Annotated in this window: 20 protein-coding genes and 3 tRNA genes; 20 read left to right on the forward strand and 3 right to left on the reverse strand. The window is 50.9% G+C overall.

The window, feature by feature from the left end; all coding sequences use genetic code 11:
* Window positions 1-10 precede the first annotated feature (10 nt).
* The 12 genes from murJ to K7G70_RS11905 all read left to right on the forward strand — a co-directional run bounded on the left by murJ (window position 11) and on the right by K7G70_RS11905 (window position 14,233).
* The gene (gene murJ / locus K7G70_RS11850) at window positions 11-1,555 is read left to right on the forward strand and encodes a murein biosynthesis integral membrane protein MurJ (RefSeq protein ID WP_223788866.1); all 1,545 of its coding nucleotides are present in this window, start codon (window positions 11-13) and stop codon (window positions 1,553-1,555) included.
* The gene (locus K7G70_RS11855) at window positions 1,552-2,490 is read left to right on the forward strand and encodes a bifunctional riboflavin kinase/FAD synthetase (RefSeq protein ID WP_223788867.1); all 939 of its coding nucleotides are present in this window, start codon (window positions 1,552-1,554) and stop codon (window positions 2,488-2,490) included. The genes murJ and K7G70_RS11855 overlap by 4 nt, the downstream gene beginning before the upstream one ends.
* A complete protein-coding gene (gene ileS, locus K7G70_RS11860) occupies window positions 2,487-5,288 on the forward strand; it encodes an isoleucine--tRNA ligase (protein ID WP_431310023.1) in 2,802 nt (933 codons plus the stop codon). Before K7G70_RS11855 ends, ileS begins: the two co-directional genes overlap by 4 nt.
* Complete coding sequence (gene lspA, locus K7G70_RS11865) at window positions 5,288-5,791, forward strand: signal peptidase II (RefSeq protein ID WP_223788957.1); 504 nt, start codon at window positions 5,288-5,290, stop codon at window positions 5,789-5,791. Before ileS ends, lspA begins: the two co-directional genes overlap by 1 nt.
* Complete coding sequence (ispH, locus tag K7G70_RS11870) at window positions 5,772-6,722, forward strand: 4-hydroxy-3-methylbut-2-enyl diphosphate reductase (protein ID WP_223788868.1); 951 nt, start codon at window positions 5,772-5,774, stop codon at window positions 6,720-6,722. Before lspA ends, ispH begins: the two co-directional genes overlap by 20 nt.
* 126 nt (window positions 6,723-6,848) lie before the next feature.
* A complete protein-coding gene (locus K7G70_RS11875) occupies window positions 6,849-7,346 on the forward strand; it encodes a GspH/FimT family pseudopilin (protein ID WP_223788869.1) in 498 nt (165 codons plus the stop codon).
* On the forward strand, window positions 7,343-7,873 hold the full coding sequence (gene pilV, locus K7G70_RS11880) for a type IV pilus modification protein PilV (RefSeq protein WP_223788870.1): 531 nt from the start codon (window positions 7,343-7,345) through the stop codon (window positions 7,871-7,873). The genes K7G70_RS11875 and pilV overlap by 4 nt, the downstream gene beginning before the upstream one ends.
* A gap of 8 nt (window positions 7,874-7,881) precedes the next feature.
* Window positions 7,882-9,192, forward strand: a complete 1,311-nt coding sequence (locus tag K7G70_RS11885; protein ID WP_223788871.1) for a prepilin-type N-terminal cleavage/methylation domain-containing protein — start codon at window positions 7,882-7,884, stop codon at window positions 9,190-9,192.
* Entirely contained in the window at window positions 9,189-9,839 is a 651-nt protein-coding gene (locus K7G70_RS11890) for a pilus assembly PilX family protein (RefSeq protein WP_223788872.1), read from the forward strand. Before K7G70_RS11885 ends, K7G70_RS11890 begins: the two co-directional genes overlap by 4 nt.
* Before the next feature lie 12 nt (window positions 9,840-9,851).
* Complete coding sequence (locus K7G70_RS11895; RefSeq protein WP_223788873.1) at window positions 9,852-13,472, forward strand: pilus assembly protein; 3,621 nt, start codon at window positions 9,852-9,854, stop codon at window positions 13,470-13,472.
* Between the two features lie 8 nt (window positions 13,473-13,480).
* Window positions 13,481-13,819, forward strand: a complete 339-nt coding sequence (locus K7G70_RS11900; protein WP_223788874.1) for a hypothetical protein — start codon at window positions 13,481-13,483, stop codon at window positions 13,817-13,819.
* Window positions 13,820-13,822: 3 nt separating this feature from the next.
* Window positions 13,823-14,233, forward strand: coding sequence for a type IV pilin protein (locus K7G70_RS11905; RefSeq protein WP_223788875.1), 411 nt, complete (start codon window positions 13,823-13,825; stop codon window positions 14,231-14,233).
* Window position 14,234: 1 nt separating this feature from the next.
* Here K7G70_RS11905 and smpB read toward each other — a convergent pair whose 3' ends face one another.
* The gene (gene smpB / locus K7G70_RS11910) at window positions 14,235-14,708 is read right to left on the reverse strand and encodes an SsrA-binding protein SmpB (RefSeq protein WP_223788876.1); all 474 of its coding nucleotides are present in this window, start codon (window positions 14,706-14,708) and stop codon (window positions 14,235-14,237) included.
* A gap of 92 nt (window positions 14,709-14,800) precedes the next feature.
* On the opposite strand from smpB, the gene K7G70_RS11915 reads away from it, so the two are divergent.
* Window positions 14,801-15,247 carry a type II toxin-antitoxin system RatA family toxin gene (locus K7G70_RS11915; protein WP_223788877.1) on the forward strand — a complete coding sequence of 149 codons (447 nt, stop codon included), beginning with the start codon at window positions 14,801-14,803 and terminating at the stop codon, window positions 15,245-15,247.
* Window positions 15,234-15,515, forward strand: a complete 282-nt coding sequence (locus tag K7G70_RS11920) for an RnfH family protein (RefSeq protein ID WP_223788878.1) — start codon at window positions 15,234-15,236, stop codon at window positions 15,513-15,515. Before K7G70_RS11915 ends, K7G70_RS11920 begins: the two co-directional genes overlap by 14 nt.
* A gap of 3 nt (window positions 15,516-15,518) precedes the next feature.
* Here the strand turns inward: K7G70_RS11920 and K7G70_RS11925 are convergent, their stop codons facing one another.
* The gene (locus tag K7G70_RS11925; protein WP_223788879.1) at window positions 15,519-15,854 is read right to left on the reverse strand and encodes an outer membrane protein assembly factor BamE; all 336 of its coding nucleotides are present in this window, start codon (window positions 15,852-15,854) and stop codon (window positions 15,519-15,521) included.
* Between the two features lie 71 nt (window positions 15,855-15,925).
* Here K7G70_RS11925 and K7G70_RS11930 point away from each other — a divergent pair, with 71 nt between their 5' ends.
* The 5 genes from K7G70_RS11930 to K7G70_RS11950 all read left to right on the forward strand — a co-directional run bounded on the left by K7G70_RS11930 (window position 15,926) and on the right by K7G70_RS11950 (window position 17,160).
* Window positions 15,926-16,324, forward strand: coding sequence for a Fur family transcriptional regulator (locus K7G70_RS11930; RefSeq protein ID WP_223788880.1), 399 nt, complete (start codon window positions 15,926-15,928; stop codon window positions 16,322-16,324).
* Window positions 16,325-16,681 carry a 6-carboxytetrahydropterin synthase QueD gene (queD, locus tag K7G70_RS11935; protein WP_223788881.1) on the forward strand — a complete coding sequence of 119 codons (357 nt, stop codon included), beginning with the start codon at window positions 16,325-16,327 and terminating at the stop codon, window positions 16,679-16,681.
* A gap of 140 nt (window positions 16,682-16,821) precedes the next feature.
* Window positions 16,822-16,897 (forward strand) — tRNA-Ala (locus K7G70_RS11940).
* A gap of 49 nt (window positions 16,898-16,946) precedes the next feature.
* Window positions 16,947-17,022, forward strand: a tRNA-Glu gene (locus tag K7G70_RS11945).
* A 62-nt stretch (window positions 17,023-17,084) separates the two neighbouring features.
* Window positions 17,085-17,160 (forward strand) — tRNA-Glu (locus K7G70_RS11950).
* Window positions 17,161-17,240: 80 nt separating this feature from the next.
* On the opposite strand, the gene K7G70_RS11955 is transcribed toward K7G70_RS11950, so the two are convergent.
* Window positions 17,241-18,224 carry a polyprenyl synthetase family protein gene (locus K7G70_RS11955; RefSeq protein WP_223788882.1) on the reverse strand — a complete coding sequence of 328 codons (984 nt, stop codon included), beginning with the start codon at window positions 18,222-18,224 and terminating at the stop codon, window positions 17,241-17,243.
* A 313-nt stretch (window positions 18,225-18,537) separates the two neighbouring features.
* On the opposite strand from K7G70_RS11955, the gene K7G70_RS11960 reads away from it, so the two are divergent.
* The gene (locus K7G70_RS11960) at window positions 18,538-19,722 is read left to right on the forward strand and encodes an MFS transporter (RefSeq protein WP_348525083.1); all 1,185 of its coding nucleotides are present in this window, start codon (window positions 18,538-18,540) and stop codon (window positions 19,720-19,722) included.
* The last annotated feature ends 2 nt before the right edge of the window (window positions 19,723-19,724 follow it).

Raw genomic sequence — 19,724 nt, forward strand, 5'->3', positions numbered from 1 at the left:
TATTAATTGAATGAATTTGATTAAATCCACTGCGGTGGTGAGTTTCGCGACCTTGTTGTCTCGCATTTCAGGGTTCATTCGCGATGTGTTGCTCGCCCGATTCTTTGGCGCCAATTTGTGGACTGATGCGTTTTTTGTGGCGTTTAAAATTCCCAATTTCATGCGGCGCTTGTTTGCTGAGGGCTCATTTTCACTGGCTTTCATCCCGGTGTTGAATGAGATCAAAGCCAAGGACAGCCGGCCTTTGTTGCAAGCATATCTCAACCATGTGTTTGGTTGTTTGGTGGTGGTGCTGGTGATCGTGGTGGCGGTACTGGAATTGTTGGCCCCGGGTGTGATTGCGATCTTTGCCCCGGGGTTTTTGGAACATGAGGCGGTGTTTGATCACACCGTTGACATGCTGCGCATCACCTTACCTTATCTGTTTTGCATTTCCCTGGTGGCTTTCAGTGCAGGCATTCTCAACAGCTTCGGACGGTTTGCCTTGCCGGCCGCCACCCCAATTCTGTTGAACTTGGTGTTGATTTGGTCGGCATTGTATTTACGTGATGAATTTGCGGTGCCAGTCAAAGCCTTGGCCGTTGGGGTGCTGATTGCTGGCGTGATCCAGTTGTTGGTTCAAATTCCCGCGCTGATGCGCTTGGGGCTGTTGCCTAAACCGGTGGTGAAATTCCATGATCCTGAAGTGAAAAAGGTCATGACCCTGATGTTGCCGACTTTGTTGGGCTCCTCGGTGGCGCAAATCAATCTGTTGATCGACACCATGTTGGCAACCTTGTTGCCGCTGGTGGGATCGCCGACCTTTCTTTATTACACCGACCGGCTGGTTGAGTTTCCCTTGGGCTTGTTCGGCATTGCCATTTCAACCGTGATTCTGCCGCGCTTGTCGACTTCATTTGCGGCCCAGGACCATGCCGATTACCAACAAACTTTGCGTTGGGCCATGACCTTGGCCATGTTCATTGCCTTGCCTTCGGCCGTGGGCTTGTTGCTGTTGGCCAAGCCGGTGGTGATCACTTTGTTTGCCTATGATCAATTCACCATTGAACATGCCACCTTCACTGCCTACAGTCTGATGGTGTTCATGGTGGGCTTGCCAGCGTTTGTGGCCAACAAGGTGCTGTTGCCGGCATTCTATGCCAGAAAAGACGCCAAATCGCCGGTGAAGATTGCCCTCAAGGCCATGTTGATCAACGTCATTTTGAATTTCGTTTTTGTCGGTCTGTTGTATTATTGGGGCGTGGTGTCATTGCATGTGGGATTGGCCATAGCTGGCGTCAGTTCAGCTTGGATGCAATGCTTTTGGTTGTATCGGAAACTGCGGGCCGATCAGATCATCACCGGCGGTTTGATGGCGCCGGTATTTTTCTGGAAATTGCTGCTGGCATTGGCTTTGATGGCCGCAGTCATTATATACATGGTGTCCTGGTTGCCGGCTTGGCACCTGTTGGGTGGTTATCAACGGTTCCTCAATTTACTGCTGGTGATCGCCGTTGGTGCCGCGGTTTATTTAATTTCAATGGGCCTGCTGCGGGCCCACAAACAGATGGCATGAAACTGATCAGATACCCTCATCACTGGCCAATCTCGGGCAACACTTGTGTCACCATCGGTAACTTTGATGGGGTTCACCTGGGCCACCAGGCCCTGGTCAAAACGGTGGTGGCAGAGGCCAAGGCGCGCCAAACGCAGTCGGTGGTGGTGACCATGAACCCATTGCCGGCCCAATACTTCAATGGCCGCATGGCGGTAGAAGTGCTGACCCCTTTTAAGCACAAATTTAAATTGTTGGCCAACTTGGGCGTGGATGTGATGTGTTGTTTGAATTTCAATCGTCAATTGGCGGCCATGTCTGCCAGTCATTTTTACCAACACATCTTATTACATGGCTTACAGGCCCAGCATGTGCTGGTGGGTGATGATTTCAGATTTGGGGCTGGGCGGCAAGGTGATTTTCCCTTGTTACAAGAATTGGCTGCGGTTGATGGTGTTTCGGTGCAGCGCATGCCTTCGGTTATGGTGCAAGGTCACCGGGTCAGTTCCACCCGCATCAGAGAACAGCTCAGACAAGGTCATTTAACGCAGGTGGAGGCGTTGTTGGGACGACAATTCAATGTATTGGGTCGCGTGGCCAAAGGCAAACAACTGGGCCGTCAGCTGGGCTATCCCACGATCAATTTGGAATGGAAATCAGGGGCCTTTTCCTTGCGCGGCGTGTACGTGGTCAAAATCAAAATCAAAGGCCGTTGGTGGCCGGCGGTGGCATCGGTTGGCTACAATCCCACCGTCGGTGGCAATGCCAAACGCATTGAAGTCCATGTGTTGGATTTCAAGCAAGCGGTGTATGGGCAAAGTGTTGAAGTTTTGTTTTTTCAAAAGCTGCGAAATGAAGTAGAATTCGACAGTTTAACGGCATTGACCGCTGCCATTGAAACAGATGTGCAGCAAGCCAGAGAGTATTTTGCCAACAATTCAGGAGAACCGGTGTGAGCCAAGATTATAAGAATACGCTCAATCTACCCAAAACCAATTTCAAAATGAAGGCTTCATTGGCCACCAAGGAGCCACAATGGATCAAGCAATGGCATAAAGAGGGTTTGTATGAGGCCTTGCAACAACACCATCAAGACAGCCCTTTGTTTGTGTTGCATGATGGCCCGCCCTATGCCAATGGAGCCATTCACATCGGCCATGCGGTCAACAAAATCCTGAAAGACATCATCGTCAAGTCCAAAACCATGTCTGGCTTTCGGGCACCTTATGTGCCTGGCTGGGATTGTCATGGCTTGCCGATCGAAGTCCAAGTGGAGAAAAAAGTCGGCAAAGTGGGGCAGAAAGTGGATGCCAAAACTTTTCGAGAGAAATGCCGTAATTATGCCGACACCCAAATCAACATCCAAAAACAAGATTTCATCCGTTTGGGGGTGTTGGGAGATTGGGATCAGCCCTACACCACCAAATCATTTGACTACGAAGCCAACATGATTCGGGCGCTGTCCGAAATCGTTGAGAACAAGCACATTGAGAAAGGCGTGAAACCGGTCAACTGGTGCTTTGACTGCGGTTCGGCTCTTGCTGAAGCCGAAATTGAATACCAAGACAAAACCTCGCCATCGATTGATGTGGCGTTTGATTTCATCGATGCCGATGCGGTGGCCGCTGCCTTCGGGGTGGCCGCTCAGTCGCAGCCAACGGCGCTGCCAATCTGGACCACCACCCCATGGACCATTCCTGCCAACCAGGCGGTGTCATTGCACCCCGAGCTGGATTATGCCCTGGTCCAAGGGCACCCAGACAAACTGTTGGTGGTGGCCGCCGATATGGTGGATGGGGTGATGCAACGATTGGGTGTGGACCAGTCCCAGGTTTTGGCGACGGTGGCTGGCCAGGCCTTGGAGCACTTGTCATTAAAACATCCTTTGTATGACAAACAGGTGCCGGTGATCTTGGGCGAGCACGTCAACACCGAAGCCGGTACCGGTGCCGTTCACACCGCACCGGGTCACGGGGTCGATGATTTCGTGGTGGGTCAGCGCTATGGTTTGGAGATCTATAATCCGGTGGATGGGGATGGCACATACCTGCCTGACACCCCCCTGTTTGCTGGACAGCATGTGTGGGAAGCCAACAAAACCGTGACCGAAGCCTTGTCTCAAGCGGGTCAATTGTTGCACCACGAATCCATCAGGCACAGCTACCCCCATTGTTGGCGGCACAAAACACCCACGGCATTTCGCACCACCCCACAATGGTTCATCAGCATGGACAAAGAAGGCTTGCGCAGCCAGGCATTGCAAGAAATCAAGCGGGTCGAGTGGATCCCAGGCTGGGGTGAAGAACGCATTTACAAAATGATTGAAAATCGCCCAGAATGGTGTATTTCCAGACAGCGAACTTGGGGCGTACCAATCACCATCTATGTGCACAAGCAAACCGGCGATCTGCACCCCGAAACGGTCTCCATCATGCGCCAAGTGGCCGACCAGGTTGCAGTCAAAGGCATGGACATTTGGTTTGAGCTCGATGATCAGCAGTTCTTGGGTGAGCACGTGGACGATTATGAAAAGGTCACTGACGTGTTGGACGTGTGGTTTGATTCTGGTGTGACCCATTACTGTGTGCTGAAACAAAATGACGCATTAACCGAACCCGCAGACTTGTATTTGGAAGGTTCAGATCAGCACCGCGGATGGTTTCATTCATCGCTGTTGACTGGGGTGGCGATCAACCAACATGCGCCCTATAAACAAGTGTTGACCCATGGTTTTGTGGTTGATCAAGACGGCAAGAAAATGTCCAAGTCTTTGGGCAATGTGATCTCACCCAAAGATGTGGTCAACACCTTGGGTGCCGACATCTTGCGCCTGTGGGTGGCGTCGGCAGATTACCGCGGCGAAATGACCATTTCGGATGAAATTCTGAATCGGGCTGCCGATGGCTACCGTCGCATTCGCAACACCGCCAGATTCATGTTGGGTAACTTGAATGAATTTGCTGCTGAAGATTGTTTGGCTTTGTCTGAATGCACCGAAATAGACCTGTGGGCCATCAACCAAGCCAAGCAACTGCAAACCGAGGTGCTGGCTTGTTATGACAGTTATCAACTGCACTTGGTGTTCAAGAAAGTGCTGCACTTTTGCTCACAAGACATGGGGGCCTTTTATTTGGACGTGATCAAAGACCGCTTGTATACCTGTCATCAAAACAGCGTGGCCCGGCAGTCAGCACAAACCGCCATGCACCACATTTTACAGGCATTACAACGCTTGATCGCACCCATCTTAACCTTCACCGCCGATGAAATCAGGCTGGCCCAAGGCGGTGAGCGACATGTGTTGTTCGAGACCTGGTATGAATTACCTGCCGCATCGTTTGATGATCAAGCCGATAAGTGGCGTGCGATTGCCGAAATCAGACAAGTGGTCTCCAAGCGTTTGGAAGCGTTGCGGGTGGCTGGTGACATCGGTGCCTCATTGGATGCCGAAGTGAAGCTGTACTTGTCCGATGACTTGTATGAATCTTTGCATGTGATGGATGATGAATTTCGCTTTGTCTTGATCACTTCCGAAGCCCACATTTTGCGTTGGGAAGAGCGGGGTGGTGCGGCCGTGATTGAATTGTCTGATGGTCAACAAATGGCCGTCACGGCCCAAACCGCCGCCGGCGAAAAGTGTGAACGCTGTTGGCACATCAGGCAGGATGTGGGGGTCGATCCGGCGCACCCCAAGATTTGTGGCCGTTGTGTGGACAACGTCGATCACCAAGGTGAAGTGCGGAGGTTTGCTTGATGCGGCTGCCCAACTCAGGCTTGAAGTTACTGTGGCTCAGTGCCTTGGTGTTGCTGTTGGATCAGCTCACCAAAGCTTGGGCCAGCCAGGCTTTTGAATTGTATGTGCCGCATCAAATCACTGGGTTTTTTAACCTGACTTTGATGCACAATGAAGGCATCGCTTTCAGCCTGTTGGCCGACCAATCAGGTTGGCAACGGTATTTCATTTCGGTGGTGGCCATCGTGATTGTGGTGTGGTTGTTGTACTGGTTGTGGCAAAACAAACCCCACATGAAGTTACAAAACACCGCCTTGGCCTTGGTTGTGGGTGGTGCCTTGGGAAACATCTGGGACCGGGTGCAGCTGGGGTATGTGGTGGATTTCATTGAATTGCATTATCACAACTATTATTGGCCGGCCTTCAACGTGGCCGATGCCGCCATCACCTTGGGCGCGGTCTTGTTGATCATCGACGCGTTCAAAAACAAACCCGAGAAAGACCATGAAAATTCTGCTGGCTAACCCTCGCGGTTTTTGTGCCGGGGTTGATCGTGCCATTGACATTGTCAATCGTGCGCTGGATTCTTTTGGGGCGCCCATCTATGTGCGACATGAAGTGGTGCACAATCAGTACGTGGTCAATAAGCTGCGTGATCGTGGGGCCATTTTTGTCGATGAGTTGGATGAAATTCCTGATGATCAAATCGTGATTTTTTCCGCGCATGGGGTGTCCAAAGCCGTCAGACAGGAGGCCGAACAGCGTCAATTGAAGGTGTTCGATGCCACTTGTCCATTGGTGACCAAGGTCCACATTGAAGTATTCCGCTACTGTAAACAAGGATTTGACCTGATTTTGATTGGTCATCACGGTCATCCAGAAGTCGAAGGGACTTTGGGGCAATGGGACCGACTGCAAGGCCAGGGGGCCATTTATTTGGTCGACTCAGTGGCTGAAGCCCAGGCCATAGAAGTCAATCAGCCCGACCGCATCGCTTATGTCACACAAACCACTTTGTCGATGGATGACACCCGTGACATCATTGCCAAGTTGCGCCAGCGCTTTCCGCGCATTCAAGGCCCCAAACATGATGACATCTGTTATGCCACGCAAAACCGCCAGACGGCCGTGCGGCAGTTGGCTGATCAGGCCGACATGGTGCTGGTGGTCGGCAGCGTCAACAGTTCAAATTCCAATCGCTTGAAGGAACTGGCCGAGCGAGAAGGGGTTCGATCGCATCTGATTGACGGCGCAGCAGACATCGATCAATCCTGGTTTTCAGGGGTCAATACCTTGGGCTTGACAGCCGGTGCTTCGGCCCCAGAGAAATTGGTTAAAGACGTGATTGAAGCGATCCGTGATCAGAATCCTGATGTGAGTGTCACTGAATTGGATGGGGAGCCTGAGAACATGGTGTTTGCGTTGCCCAAAGAATTGCGCTTGGTGCAAAAATAGCGCCCCAATCAACCGTTTATCTGCCGATTGATACCGCCAATCGGAATCCTCTTGAGCTTGCTTGTTGCCTTGACCGGCTTCACTTATGATGTAAGTCGGTCAAAATAGTATGACAATCAAGTGCACATGATTCAAAAAAATAAAGGGTTCACGCTCGTCGAGTTGTTCGTTACCTTGCTGGTGGGTTCCATCCTGCTGGCATGGGGCGTTCCCAGCTACCGTGACTTTAAAATCAGGAAGCAGGTGAGTGACATGTCCAACGAAATCGTCTACAGCTTAACTGTGGCCAGAAATGAGGCCATCAAGCAAGGGGTGGATGTGATCGTTGATCGCAATGGCAGTAATTGGAGAGACGGCTGGCAAATTTTCACCCTTGATGAGTTGGGTAACAATGACGAGTTGGTTTATGTACAACCGGCTTTGCCCAGGAACTTGAAGGTCACCCAATCGGGTGGCTTCACTGGTGATCTGATATACAACAACGTGGGCGCATTGCGCGGTGGCTTGGGTACCCAGTTTGCCATCGAAGATGACCCCAGCGTCAATGGTTCAACGGCCATCAGCAACAACCTGCGCAACATTTTAATCAGTCCTTCCGGCTCAGCCAGGGTGGTGAAACCATGAATGCCGTAACAAAAAAATCTGCCCAAGGCTTTACCTTACTTGAAGTCTTGGTGGCGGTGATGGTTTTTTCATTTGGTCTGTTGGGTATTGCTGGCTTGATGTCCATTTCAGTGAAAAACAACCACAATGGCTATTTGCGTTCTCAAGCCAATTTTTTGGCGGAGAACATGGTGGATCGCATGCGCGCCAACCCCACGGCTTTGTGGAACGATGATTACAATGGCACCGCAGCGGTAGGCACCACCACTTGTACCTTGGCTTCGCCCTGTACTTATGCTGATTTGGCTGCCTATGATTTGGAGCAATGGGCCGAAAGCTTGTCTTTCATATTGCCCAATGCGCAAGGCACCATCAATTGTGTGCGCAACGCCAATGTGCCAGCCAACATAACAACGGCTGAGCCTCCTTCCATTTGGTTCCCGGCACCGCCGTTCAACGGCTTGTGTACCGTCACCGTATCTTGGACTGAATCGAATCGAGACAGTGCCACAGATGCACAAACTTTGGCCTTGGTGGTGCAACCATGAATATGACTATGAACAATTCTCAACTTAATAACCGCGGTTTTTCTCTGATTGAACTGATGATCGCCATGGTCATTGGCTTGATCATTTTACTTGGATTGGTGTCATTGTTCACCAGCTCGAGTAATTTGAACCGCGCCCAAACAGGCTTGTCCTTGTTGCAAGAAAATGGCCGTTACGCCATGATGCGCATCAAACAAGACATTCAGAATGCTGGCCGCAAGCACTGCGCCACGGTGGCTTTACCCACCACTTTCACCACCGACTGGGATCAAGGCTATGAAATGTCTTCCTGGTTGGTTGATCGCAATGTCACCTTACCCCATAACCTGCCGGCGGTGGGTGATGTGTTGTTGGATGACGACGATGATGATCAACTCAGTGATGGCAATGCCGGTTCTTTGTTGGCCGCCAATGTCCCCTATCCACTGGACCCCAGTTGGTTCATTCGTGGCCATGAGTGTGGCGCCGGATCCTGTACACCCACCATTGGTGATGTGGGTGGCGACACCGCGACTGTGGTCAGGTCCATGGGCACCACCGATGGCAACCGGGTACCCAGCACCGATGTGTTGACCGTGCGCTACTTGACCGGTGGAACTCGGGTACAAAGCGTTGCTGGCAACACTTTAACCACCATGAACAACATACCTGCTGGCAGTACTGGTGATGCCATTGTGGCCGACTGCAACACCACCATGGTCACCACCGCCACTTGGGGCAGCAACTCGGTTACCGTGGGTCAGGTGCCATTCCTGGCCCTTGATTCAGACACCCGCGTGTTCAGCATGAACCGGGATTTCAAAACAGTCACTTATTTTGTCGGGGTTGATACCGATCCGGGTAACCCAAATCGACGTGTCAGTTCCCTGTATCGCGCCGAAAATGGCGTGGCCCAACAATTGGTTGAAGGGGTTGAACGTTTGGATGTGTTTTATTTGGCCCAATTACAAACCGGTCACGTGGCCCGTCTGACAGCCGATCAGGTGCAAGGCGTGTCTGGCGGTGGTGACACCAACAATGATGGCGCCATTGACACCATCCAAGGGTGCATCATTCAACCCGCGGCGCCCACCCTCAACAGCTTAAACTTGGCCAATGAACCAGGTTGTCTTTGGCGTTCAATTTATGCCATTGAAGTCCACATGTTGATGAACACCGTGGCCAACAGTTCGACCTTGGACAACGAAGTTTTTATTTATTCGCCCGACGGTTTGACCCCGCAAGACCCCAGCACGGGCTTAACCACTGGCATGCCTGCTGAGCGCATGCACCGCAAAGAATTTTCTGCCATTGTTCCAGTCAGGAGCTACACATTATGAAAAAAACAACCCCATTCAGAACCCATCAAAACGGCGCTGCATTGGCCGTGGGCTTGATCTTGTTATTGATCATCACCTTGATGGGATACACCGGTATGAAGGGCACCATTTTGCAGGACAAAATGGCTGCTGGTTTGAAGAACCGTTCCTTGGCTTACAGTGGCGCACAAAGTGCCCTGCGGGCTGGTGAACAGTTTTTATACAATTTGGTGGAAACCACCAATGGCGTGGTGATTGAAGGCACCGCAGCCGGCTCATTGTCCAACATCTATTCGTTGTATAACACCCCAGGTGATCCCACCTCGGGCTTGAACAACACCGTTGAAGCTTTCAAAGCCAACGACTGGAGCACCTCAGGCTCAGAACCCGGCCACAACTACACATCGGCATCGGTGTTGGGCAGTGCGTTGAGTGTGCAACCAGAATACATGATTCAACACATTCGCGGCACCACCGGTGGTGGTGCAGGTGGGGCGACCCAAACCGTCGAATTCGGCAGTTATGGCGCTGGCGGTGGCGGTGGTGGTAGCTCACCACAGCAATCCACATTTTTAATCACGGCCAAGAGCCGAAGTGGTGATGGCAAATCGTTTGCCATGATGGAATCGGTGTATACCGCGGTTCCCAACAGTTCACCCAGTCAATAAGCAGAGGTACACATGAAATTATCTACCACATTTAAATTAGCCATCACCTCCACTTTGGTGATGATGTCTGGTGCCAAAACCGCCAACGCGGCTTTGCTGGACCTGTCTCATGATCCTTTGTTCTTGAATCAATCGGTGCCGCCTGCTTTGGCCGTGACCTTTGATGATTCGGGTTCCATGGCTTGGGGTTTTATGGGTCGTGGTTTGAGCAACTCGAGCAGCACTTATGATCGCCGTTCCTTTGCCGATCCAACCCGCAACAAAATATATTACAACCCCAACATCAATTACCGTCCGCCGATTGGCGCCGATGGGGTGGAGTTGCCCAATTCAGTTTTTACCGCTGCGAAGGTGGATGGATTTGACAGCAATTCAGCCACCGTTGACTTAAGCCGTAATTTTTTGCCCATCGCCCGCTATTATTATTACGGGCCTGGTGATTATCAACTGCGCTTTGCCAAGATACCCAACACACCCAATGTGGATACGGTGAACACCAACAATTACAACGATTACTATCCGAATCGAGACACCCGCAACGCCAGGGGTCGGTCGGCTTTTTACTACTTGGGCGATACCCGGGTGGATGTGCCAGCCGGCCAACGACAAAATTTCGCCAACTGGTACACGTATTACAGCACGCGCAATAAATTGGCCAAGTCGGCGGTCAGTCGGTCCTTTTCAACTTTCGGTCCGACCTTCAAGATTGCCTGGCAACAACTGAACCGCAACACCAATTTCCCCGATTTGGAACGGTTCGACGAGGAACACCGCAAAGATTTTTTCCGTTGGTTGTTTCGGGTGCCTTCTAACGGCGGTACGCCACTGCGCAACGCCTTCTATCGGGCTGGTAACCTGTTCACTCAATTGGACAGTTACGATTCCGATGATTTCAACACCCGCTTGTCTTGTCAACAAAATTTCCACATCGCCATTTCTGACGGTGAGTGGAACCAAAGTTTAAGTTACACGGTGGATCAGGACGAAACCAATCTGGGGCAGTTGGCCGGTGATGACTTGAATTTATATGGCGGCTACAACGGTGGTGGTGAACAACACATCTATCCCTTGAGTGAAGGCGGTACCTCATTGTCAGACATTGCTTTCCATTTTTGGCAGCGCGATTTGGTGCCAGGATTGAACAACAACGTCAAACGATACAAAGGTGATTACACCGATTCAACGGGGGCTGACATCGTCTTTGCGCCGGGCCAAGATGAGTGGCAAAACCCGGCTTTCATCTGGAATCCGAAGAATGACCCAGCCTATTGGCAACACATGGTGACGTACAACATCGGCATGGGCTTGGAGGCCTCCAGGATTTTGGACTACCAAGCCGGCAACTTCGCCAACTGCCCTGAAGACACGTCCATTGCTGATCCGAAAGAAGCCGTATTAAAAGGCCTGCGCAGCGGCGCCTGTGATTGGCCCATTGCCAGTAATGCCTTGACCAAAATTGATGACGTGTGGCATTCATCGATCAACAGCCGGGGTGACTTTTTTGGCGCCGATGACCCGGAACAATTGGCCGCTTCTCTGAATGCCGTGGTCAACAGCATTCTGGAGCGCCTGTCTCGCGGCAGCACCTCCACCGTATCATCCGGTGTGATCACCGCTGGCACCCAAGCATACACCCCTGGATTTGATTCATCCAATTGGACCGGTAACTTACTGGCCCGTCCGGTCAATGCCGACGGCGACTTTGGTGCCGTCACTTGGGATTTGGCCTGCAAATTAACCGGCGGAAATTGTGAATCGACTGGCGGCACCGAAGTACAACAAACCAACCGCCGCATTTATGCCCATGATCCAATCACTGGTAATGTGGAACGCTTGTTGCCGGGTGTGGGTGGTAATTTAGACGCCATCATCAGCCTCAATGGCTTGGGTGTGATCACCCGCTTGAGCACCTCTGTGGATGACATCATTCGTTTCGTCAATGGCGACAACAGCGTTGAGATTCAAGGTGGTGGCGTGCTGCGTAATCGCGACAACAAATTGTCTGATGTGGTGCATGCCAGTCCCATCATCCAGCGTGGCCCCGGTGAAAGTTACAGTGACACCCGCTGGCCAGACAGCTCAGATGAATTTGCCGCTGCACAAGCCGGTAATGGATACATTGATTACAAAATTAACAACGCCAATCGCACCAATGTGGTGTACATCGGCAGTAACTCGGGCATGTTGCATGCGGTGTATACTGAAGGCCCATCCCGAGGTCAAGAAATTTGGGGTTACATGCCTTCCAAAGCCTTGGAAAACATCCACAGATTGGTGGATCCGGTCTATGAGCATTGGTCATACGTCGACAATTCGCCGGTGTTGGCCGATGCCTTCATCAGCAGCCAATGGCGCACGGTGCTGGTCGGTGGTATGCGCTATGGTGGCCAAGCTTATTATGCCTTGGATGTCACCAACCCTACCGCTACGGCGCCGGATGCCATGTGGGAATTCACCGATCGTGATGATGCCGACATGGGATATTCATATGGCCGGGCCAACATCGCCCGCATTTCCAGCACCGGTGACTGGGTGGCGTTGATTCCCAATGGTTACAACAACTCAGAAAACGATGGCATCCAGGGCGATGGCTCGGCGGTGCTGTATGTGGTGCGCTTGCGTGACGGTCAATTGTTGGCCAAACTGGACACCAATGTGGGTTCAGCCGCCACCCCCAATGGCATGGGACCTGCCCAGGCAGTCGATTCCATTTATGGTGTGGGTTTGACTTCGGGTTCAATCGGTATTGACCAAGGGGCCGATTATGCCTATGCCGGCGATTTGTATGGTAACTTGTGGCGATTTGATTTCCGCAGCAGCAACTATTCTGACTGGGAAAATTCATCAAACATCGTGAAGGTTTTTGACAGCGGCAGCATCATGCATCGCCCCATCACCGAACAACCGCGGGTGGTCAGTTTTGATGCCACTGCCCAAGGTGAATTCCCAGTGACACCTGAAAAAGACTCGTTGGTGATGTTTGGTACCGGTAAATATCTGGAGGTTTCTGACCGTTCCATCAGCTTACCCTCAGACCAATATATTGTGGGTTTTGCTGATGCAGTGGATAACAGCAATGTATTCACCTACAATTCAGCTGAACTGATTCCGCAAGAGTTGGAAAAACAAATCTTGGGAACAGATGCCAATGGTCTGGAGCGAGCCATTCGAAATTTCCGCACCAACAGTGAAGTCGACTACATCGGTGGTGACTGGGGCTGGACTGTGGAATTGAATGAGCAGGGCGAACGGATGACCAACCCCATGAGTGTGATTGGCACCGACATCTTGTTGGCGGCCACCACGGTAACGGCTGGGATTGACCCCTGTGAAGCCGGTGGTAAGAGTTGGATTTTAGCGATAGACCCCTTGCATGGTGCGACACCAGATTCAGGCAACATTTTCGAACTGGATGCGACTGTTACCGATCCGTTCGGCAACCCACAAACCCAGGTGTTTGATGGCACGGGTATTCAGGTTAACGACTTGATTGTGGGACGCCCACCCATCATTGAAAACCAAGGTGGTGGTAATTCCAACATCATCATTGAGGGCGCTGGCACCACCACGGTCATTGAATTCAAAAAATTCACCTGGCGCCGACGTAATTGGTCAGATTTGTTGATTGAGTGAGAAAAATCATGAAAAAGTTATTGAATATTTTAATGGTCATGGCCCTGATGTCGTTCACATCAGCGGCCTTGGCTGAGCCTTCTTCAACCGAAGTGGTCCAAGCACAACTGGATCAGGTGGATGTGGGTAATCGTTCTTTGGTGGTTGCTGGCAACACCTATCGCTTCAAAATGGATGCAGAAAACTCCAGTTACCGAAGTGAGCAGGACCAGGCCAATGGCTTGGAGTTGCGAGACTTGAAACCCGGTAATGTCTATTTCTTTGAAATGATCATCCGTGGCGAGAACAAACGAAGTGCACGATTTTCTGATATAATTTTTATATCAGAAAGTGCACCTTCGGAGTGAATCATGAATAAGAAATACGGCTTTACATTGATCGAATTGTTGGTGGTTATTGGCATCATCGCCTTGTTGGCGTCCTATGCCATCCCCAGCTACCGTCAGTATGTGGTCGAGAGCAAACGGGCTGAAGCCCATGCCAAATTGTTAGAAGTGGCAGGCTTGTATGAAAAATTCTATGCCAACACCAACACCTATCCGACCAACGTGACCGGAGGAGGGACTGCCTTGACCTTGGATAATGCTTTTCTGGTTTGGAATGATTACCAGATTGTCCAAGCAGGCAATGCCGGTGGGGCGGCCTGGCGCATTCAGGCCAATGCCCGTGGTGGCCAAGCTGCCGACGATGCCGGATGTGCCAGCATTTGGGTTGATAACCTGGGCCGCAGAGGCCCCAACGACGACTGCTGGAACAACTGATTCAGCTGTTGTTACCTTTGAGGATTCGCTGTTTCTGGCGATTCCAATCACGTTCTTTGGAAGCTGCGCGTTTGTCGTGCAGCTTCTTGCCTTGGGCCAAGATCACTTTTAACTTGACCTTGCCTTTGATCCAATACAAGCTCCTGGCCACCAAGGTCAATCCTTTGCGTTCCACCGCCCCGATCAAATGATTGATTTGGTGTCGGTGTAACAACAGCTTCTTCAGTCGGTTTGGCTCGGCATTGACGTGGGTGGAAGCACTGTTCAGCGGAGTGATGTGACAGTTGGTTAAGAACACCTCACCATCTTTGATGAACACATAGCTCTCATTGAGACTGACTTTGCCAGCACGGATGGACTTGACCTCCCAACCTTGCAGTTCCAGACCGGCTTCAAAATCTTCAATAAAATGGTATTCATGAGATGCTTTTTTATTGACGACAATGGTATTATCCTGTTTCTTTGTTTTACCCATATCCTTTTTTGATCAATGCGAGCCTAAATTTTATTGAATTATACGGCAAATTGCAGCACAGAAATGAAAACAGTCAGCAATCAACCCAAGTCATGACAGAGATTTCAAAATCGGCCTTGGTGCCACATCAAGCCACAGACATGCTGGCGCTGGTGAATGACATAGAAAAATACCCTGAATTTTTGCAATGGTGCCGAACCGGCTTCATCGATGATCAATTTGCCGATGGCTACACCGCGGGAATGGTCATCAGGATCAAAGGGGTGCAGGTGGAATTTGCCACCGAGAACACCATCACCCACCATGAGGACCACATTCGCATGGCCATGACGCTGGTCAAAGGGCCTTTTCGCAAGCTCCATGGTCAATGGCTGTTCACCCCTTATCCTGAGCAGGGCTCTAAAGTGGAGTTGCAATTGAAGTATGAAGTCAGGTCGCGACTGTTGGGGCGGGTGTTTGCCAAAGGGTTCGATCAGGTGGCGGCGCAATTGGTCGGTGATTTTGTGGCCAGGGCAGGGGTGGTGTATGGCACAAATTGAATTGATTTATGCAACCCCTGAAGCGCAGGAATTGATCCAGCTGGAAGTGCCTGATGGATCAACCATAGAAGCCTGCATAGAAGCCTCAGGCGTCCAGCAACAACACCCTGAAATTGACTTGCAGCAAATGAAAGTTGGGGTGTTCAGTCAAATCAAACCACTGAGTCATGTGGTACAGGATGGGGATCGGGTAGAGATCTACCGACCTTTGATCGCCGATCCCAAGGCCGTCAGAAGAAAACGCGCGGCGGCTGCCGAAAAAAAATGAAGGTCAATCGACGTCGGTGGTGGTGACGTCGTCTTTGTTGGGAAAGTAATTGCCTTCGGTTCTGACCAATTGGTTGTTTTCAAAAAACAAGCTCAGCTTTTTTACTTTTTTGAATTCACCTTTGATTTTGGTGGTGTTGATGTAGTCCCAGCGGTCTTGGTTGAATGGGTCTGCCACAGTGGGGGTGCCCAAGATGATCACCACCTGTTGTTTGGTCATGCCAGGTCTGACTTCATCAATGTCTTCTTGCTTGAGGATGTTGCCTTGTTGTACCGGTGTTTTGTAACATCCTGTGAGGCCAAAGATCGCCAATAAGGTGCCGACGATGATTACTTTCATTTTAATTATTAGTCCAAAAATCAATCCGGAATGATACAATAAAATCAATTAAATAACAGTTAATTCTTGCGATGAGCAAAAAAGAAATCAAAGAAGCCGGCCTCAAAGTCACCTTGCCCCGCCTACAAATTCTGGAGTTTTTAACCCAAAACAAAGGCAAGCACTACACCGCAGAAGAGTTGTATGATGAGATGAAGTCGGCCGATCATGATATTGGTTTGGCCACCATTTATCGGGTCTTGAATCAGTTTGAATCAGCTGGTTTGGTGAGCAAGAATCTGTTTGAAAACACCCAAGCCGTGTATGAGTTGGACACCGGAGAACACCACGACCACATGGTGGATGTGGACTATGGCAAAGTGATCGAGTTTTTTGACTCGGAACTGGAGCAGTTGCAAGTCAAAATTGCCGAAAGCAAAGGCTATGAATTGATCGACCACAAATTGGTGTTGTACGTCAAAAAGAAATAAATGGACATTTACAAAGAATTCTACCTGGAGTCAGCCCATTGGTTGCCGCATGTGCCTGTCGGTCACAAGTGTGGCAAACTGCATGGCCATTCCTTCAAGGTGATCATCACGGTCTCTGGAGAGCCGGATCCGCAGCTGGGCTGGATTGTTGATTTTGCTGACATCAAGCAAGCTTTCAAACCGATTTTTGAACAATTGGATCACGCTTGTTTGAACCATGTGGTGGGCTTGGAAAATCCCACCAGTGAACACTTGGCGATTTGGATCTGGGATCATTTGAAACCCAGTTTGGCGCCATTGTCACAAGTCGAGGTGTGTGAAACGTGCACATCCGGTTGCGTGTATCGAGGGCCTTGAGTGCGGTCTGCTGGGGCTGCAGCCAACCCCCGGGCCACTGACCGTGAGTTGGTTCGGGCAGGCGGCAAAAAAATCACAAATTCTGCAGAAAAATATTTGACTCTGCCGTGATTAATGCCGATAATACGCATCCTCTTTGTGGGGCTATAGCTCAGCTGGGAGAGCGCAACACTGGCAGTGTTGAGGTCAGCGGTTCGATCCCGCTTAGCTCCACCACTTTTTTAAGAGGCTTTGTCAAATACAAAGCAATGTGAAAGTCCTTTGCGTCCCATTCGTCTAGTGGCCTAGGACTCCGCCCTTTCACGGCGGCAACAGGGGTTCGAGTCCCCTATGGGACGCCAATCACAACCACCCAATCTTCGTGCCAGATCCAGGTTTGGCTGAAATGATTTGAATGTCCTGCGTCCCATTCGTCTAGTGGCCTAGGACTCCGCCCTTTCACGGCGGCAACAGGGGTTCGAGTCCCCTATGGGACGCCAACATTCAATTCAGCAATCTTTGGCCACTGAGGTGGCCTGACGGCACATCCAACCCAACCAGTCTTTACAGCATCCTGCTGTTATTGATTCCTCTGCCAGGCAAAGTCACACAAGAAAAGCAGGGCTTGTTTGGCTAGGCTGTCGGGCAGGGAGGCCAGTTTCTGTTTGGCCGCAGCGGCTCTGGATTGGGCTTGTTCGATGGTGTATTCAATGGCCCCTGCAGTGATGACCATGTGCTTGATTGCTTTGAAATCGGCTTGATCCGGTTGTTTGATGGCTTCAATGACGGTTTGTCGCTGCTCACCTGTGCCGTTTTTCAACAAATGAATCAGGGGTAAAGTCAATTTGCCTTCGCTGAAGTCATCCCCCAAGTTTTTACCCAAATCGTCGTCACTGGCGGTGTAATCCAGCACATCATCGGCAATTTGAAAAGCGGCACCCAACAACATGCCAAATGCCGCCAGCTCTTGCTGCACTTGACTGGGTTGTTCGGCAATCACCGCGGCCAGTTCACACGCGGCTTCAAACAGCTTGGCGGTTTTGTTGTCGATGATTTGGTAGTAATCGGCTTCGCTGATGTCGATGTTGCCAATCTGTAACAACTGTTGCACCTCACCTTCTGAAATTTTGTTGGTGGCATCCGAGAGGATCGACATCACTTCCATGCGGTTGGCTTTGACCATCATCTGGAATGATTTGGAGTACAGAAAATCACCGACCAGCACACTGGCTGAATTGCCCCAAATCTCATGGGATGTTTTTTCACCGCGGCGCATTTCCGATTCATCCACCACATCATCATGCAGCAGTGTGGCGGTGTGGATCAACTCAATCACCGCCGCCAAATTGATGTTTTGGTCACCTTCATAAGCCAGCGCGTCGGCTATCAACAACATCAACATGGGGCGCAGCCTTTTGCCACCATTGCTGATGATGTATTCCGCAATTTGATTGATCAAAATGACTTCAGAGTTAAGTTGTTGACGCAGGTGTTGATTGACCCGCTGCATGCCCGGGTCGGTGAGTTTGATGACGTCGTTGATGTGGTTGACGGTGTTGGTCATGGTGGTGGGTGTGCTGTTTCTCGCGGCAAAAATATTCGCCCGCCATTATAAAGGAATCCGCTTGGCTCTTCATTCATTTTTGTTGCCGAGACCAATCCAAGTCTGTGTGGTGGGAGAGAACTGATTTCAAGTCTAATCCCATTGTGTCAACAGTGTGTCGGCAAGGAATCACATGGGCCGCACAAATCCATGGCGGCTGACAGAGCTCAGCAGCCTTATCCAGACCGGCCGTGCGTTTATTTGCCTTGTTGGGGGAATTATTGATTGGTCTGACCTGATTATTTTGATACCATTCGCCACCGGTATGTCTAAGATGAATTCACTCGAAAAAAAATCGGCATGGGCCATTGCGTTCATGATTGCTCTGCGCATGTACGGTTTGTTCCTGATCTTGCCGGTGTTCGCCATTTATGCCGCAGAAGTGCCTGGTACCACGCCGGTGTTGATGGGTTTGGCAATCGGTGTCTATGGCTTGACCCAGGCCTTGTTGCAAATACCTATGGGCTTCATGTCGGACCTTTGGGGGCGCAAAAAAATCATGACTTTGGGCTTGGGCTTGTTCATCATCGGTTCGGTGATGGCGGCCATGGCCACCGACATCTATTGGATCATTGCTGGTCGATTGGTACAAGGCATGGGGGCCATCGCTGCCACCGGCCTGGCTTTGGTGGCAGACGTGTCCCGTCCTGAACAACGGGGCAAAATGATGGCAGTGATTGGCAGTTCCATAGGTCTGTCATTCATGTTGGCTTTCATCACCGGGCCGATTCTGGCTCAAATGGTTGGGCTCAGCGGTTTGTTTTGGCTGACTGCTGGCTTGGCCCTGCTGGCCTTGTTTGTGTTGCTGTGGGTGGTTGAGGAACCGCCCAAACGGCAAGCCAGGGATTATCGTTTCCAAGAAATGCTGCATTGTGTGCGACAGAAGGAGTTGTTGTGGATGGATGTGGCGGTGTTTGCGCTGCATGCGTCCATGACGGCCTTGTTTTTGGTGGTGCCATTGGTCTTGGTACAGCAGTTTGATTTGGCACTGGAATCTCATTGGCAGCTGTATTTGCCAGTGTTGTTGTTGTCTTTGGCCATCATGCTGCCGCTGATCATAGGTCAGGAAAAACTGAACATGCACTGGCCATTCATGACCGCTGGATTCATGCTGCTGGGCATCAGCTTGTTGTTGATCAATATGACCCCTGAATGGCTGTGGTTGATGGCCGCTTGCTTGGTGCTGTATTTCGGCTTATTCAACTATTTAGAAGCGGCCATGCCATCGGCCTTGTCACGCATGGCAGATGAGCAATACCGGGGTGCTGCCATGGGGGTGTTTGCCACCAGTGAGTTCTTGGGGGCCTTTGTGGGTGGTGCAATCGGCGGTTATATCCTGGGATTCAACCCAGCGTGGGTGTTGCCGTTCATGGCCCTGTTGCTGTTGTTGGTGTCATTGGTTGGCATGTGGTTGCTGTTCAGTCGCCGCCAACGGCCATTGGGCACTACTCAGCGGTAGTG

The sequence above is a fragment of the Marinicella meishanensis genome (assembly GCF_019931145.1).
Lineage (GTDB): Bacteria > Pseudomonadota > Gammaproteobacteria > Xanthomonadales > Marinicellaceae > Marinicella > Marinicella meishanensis.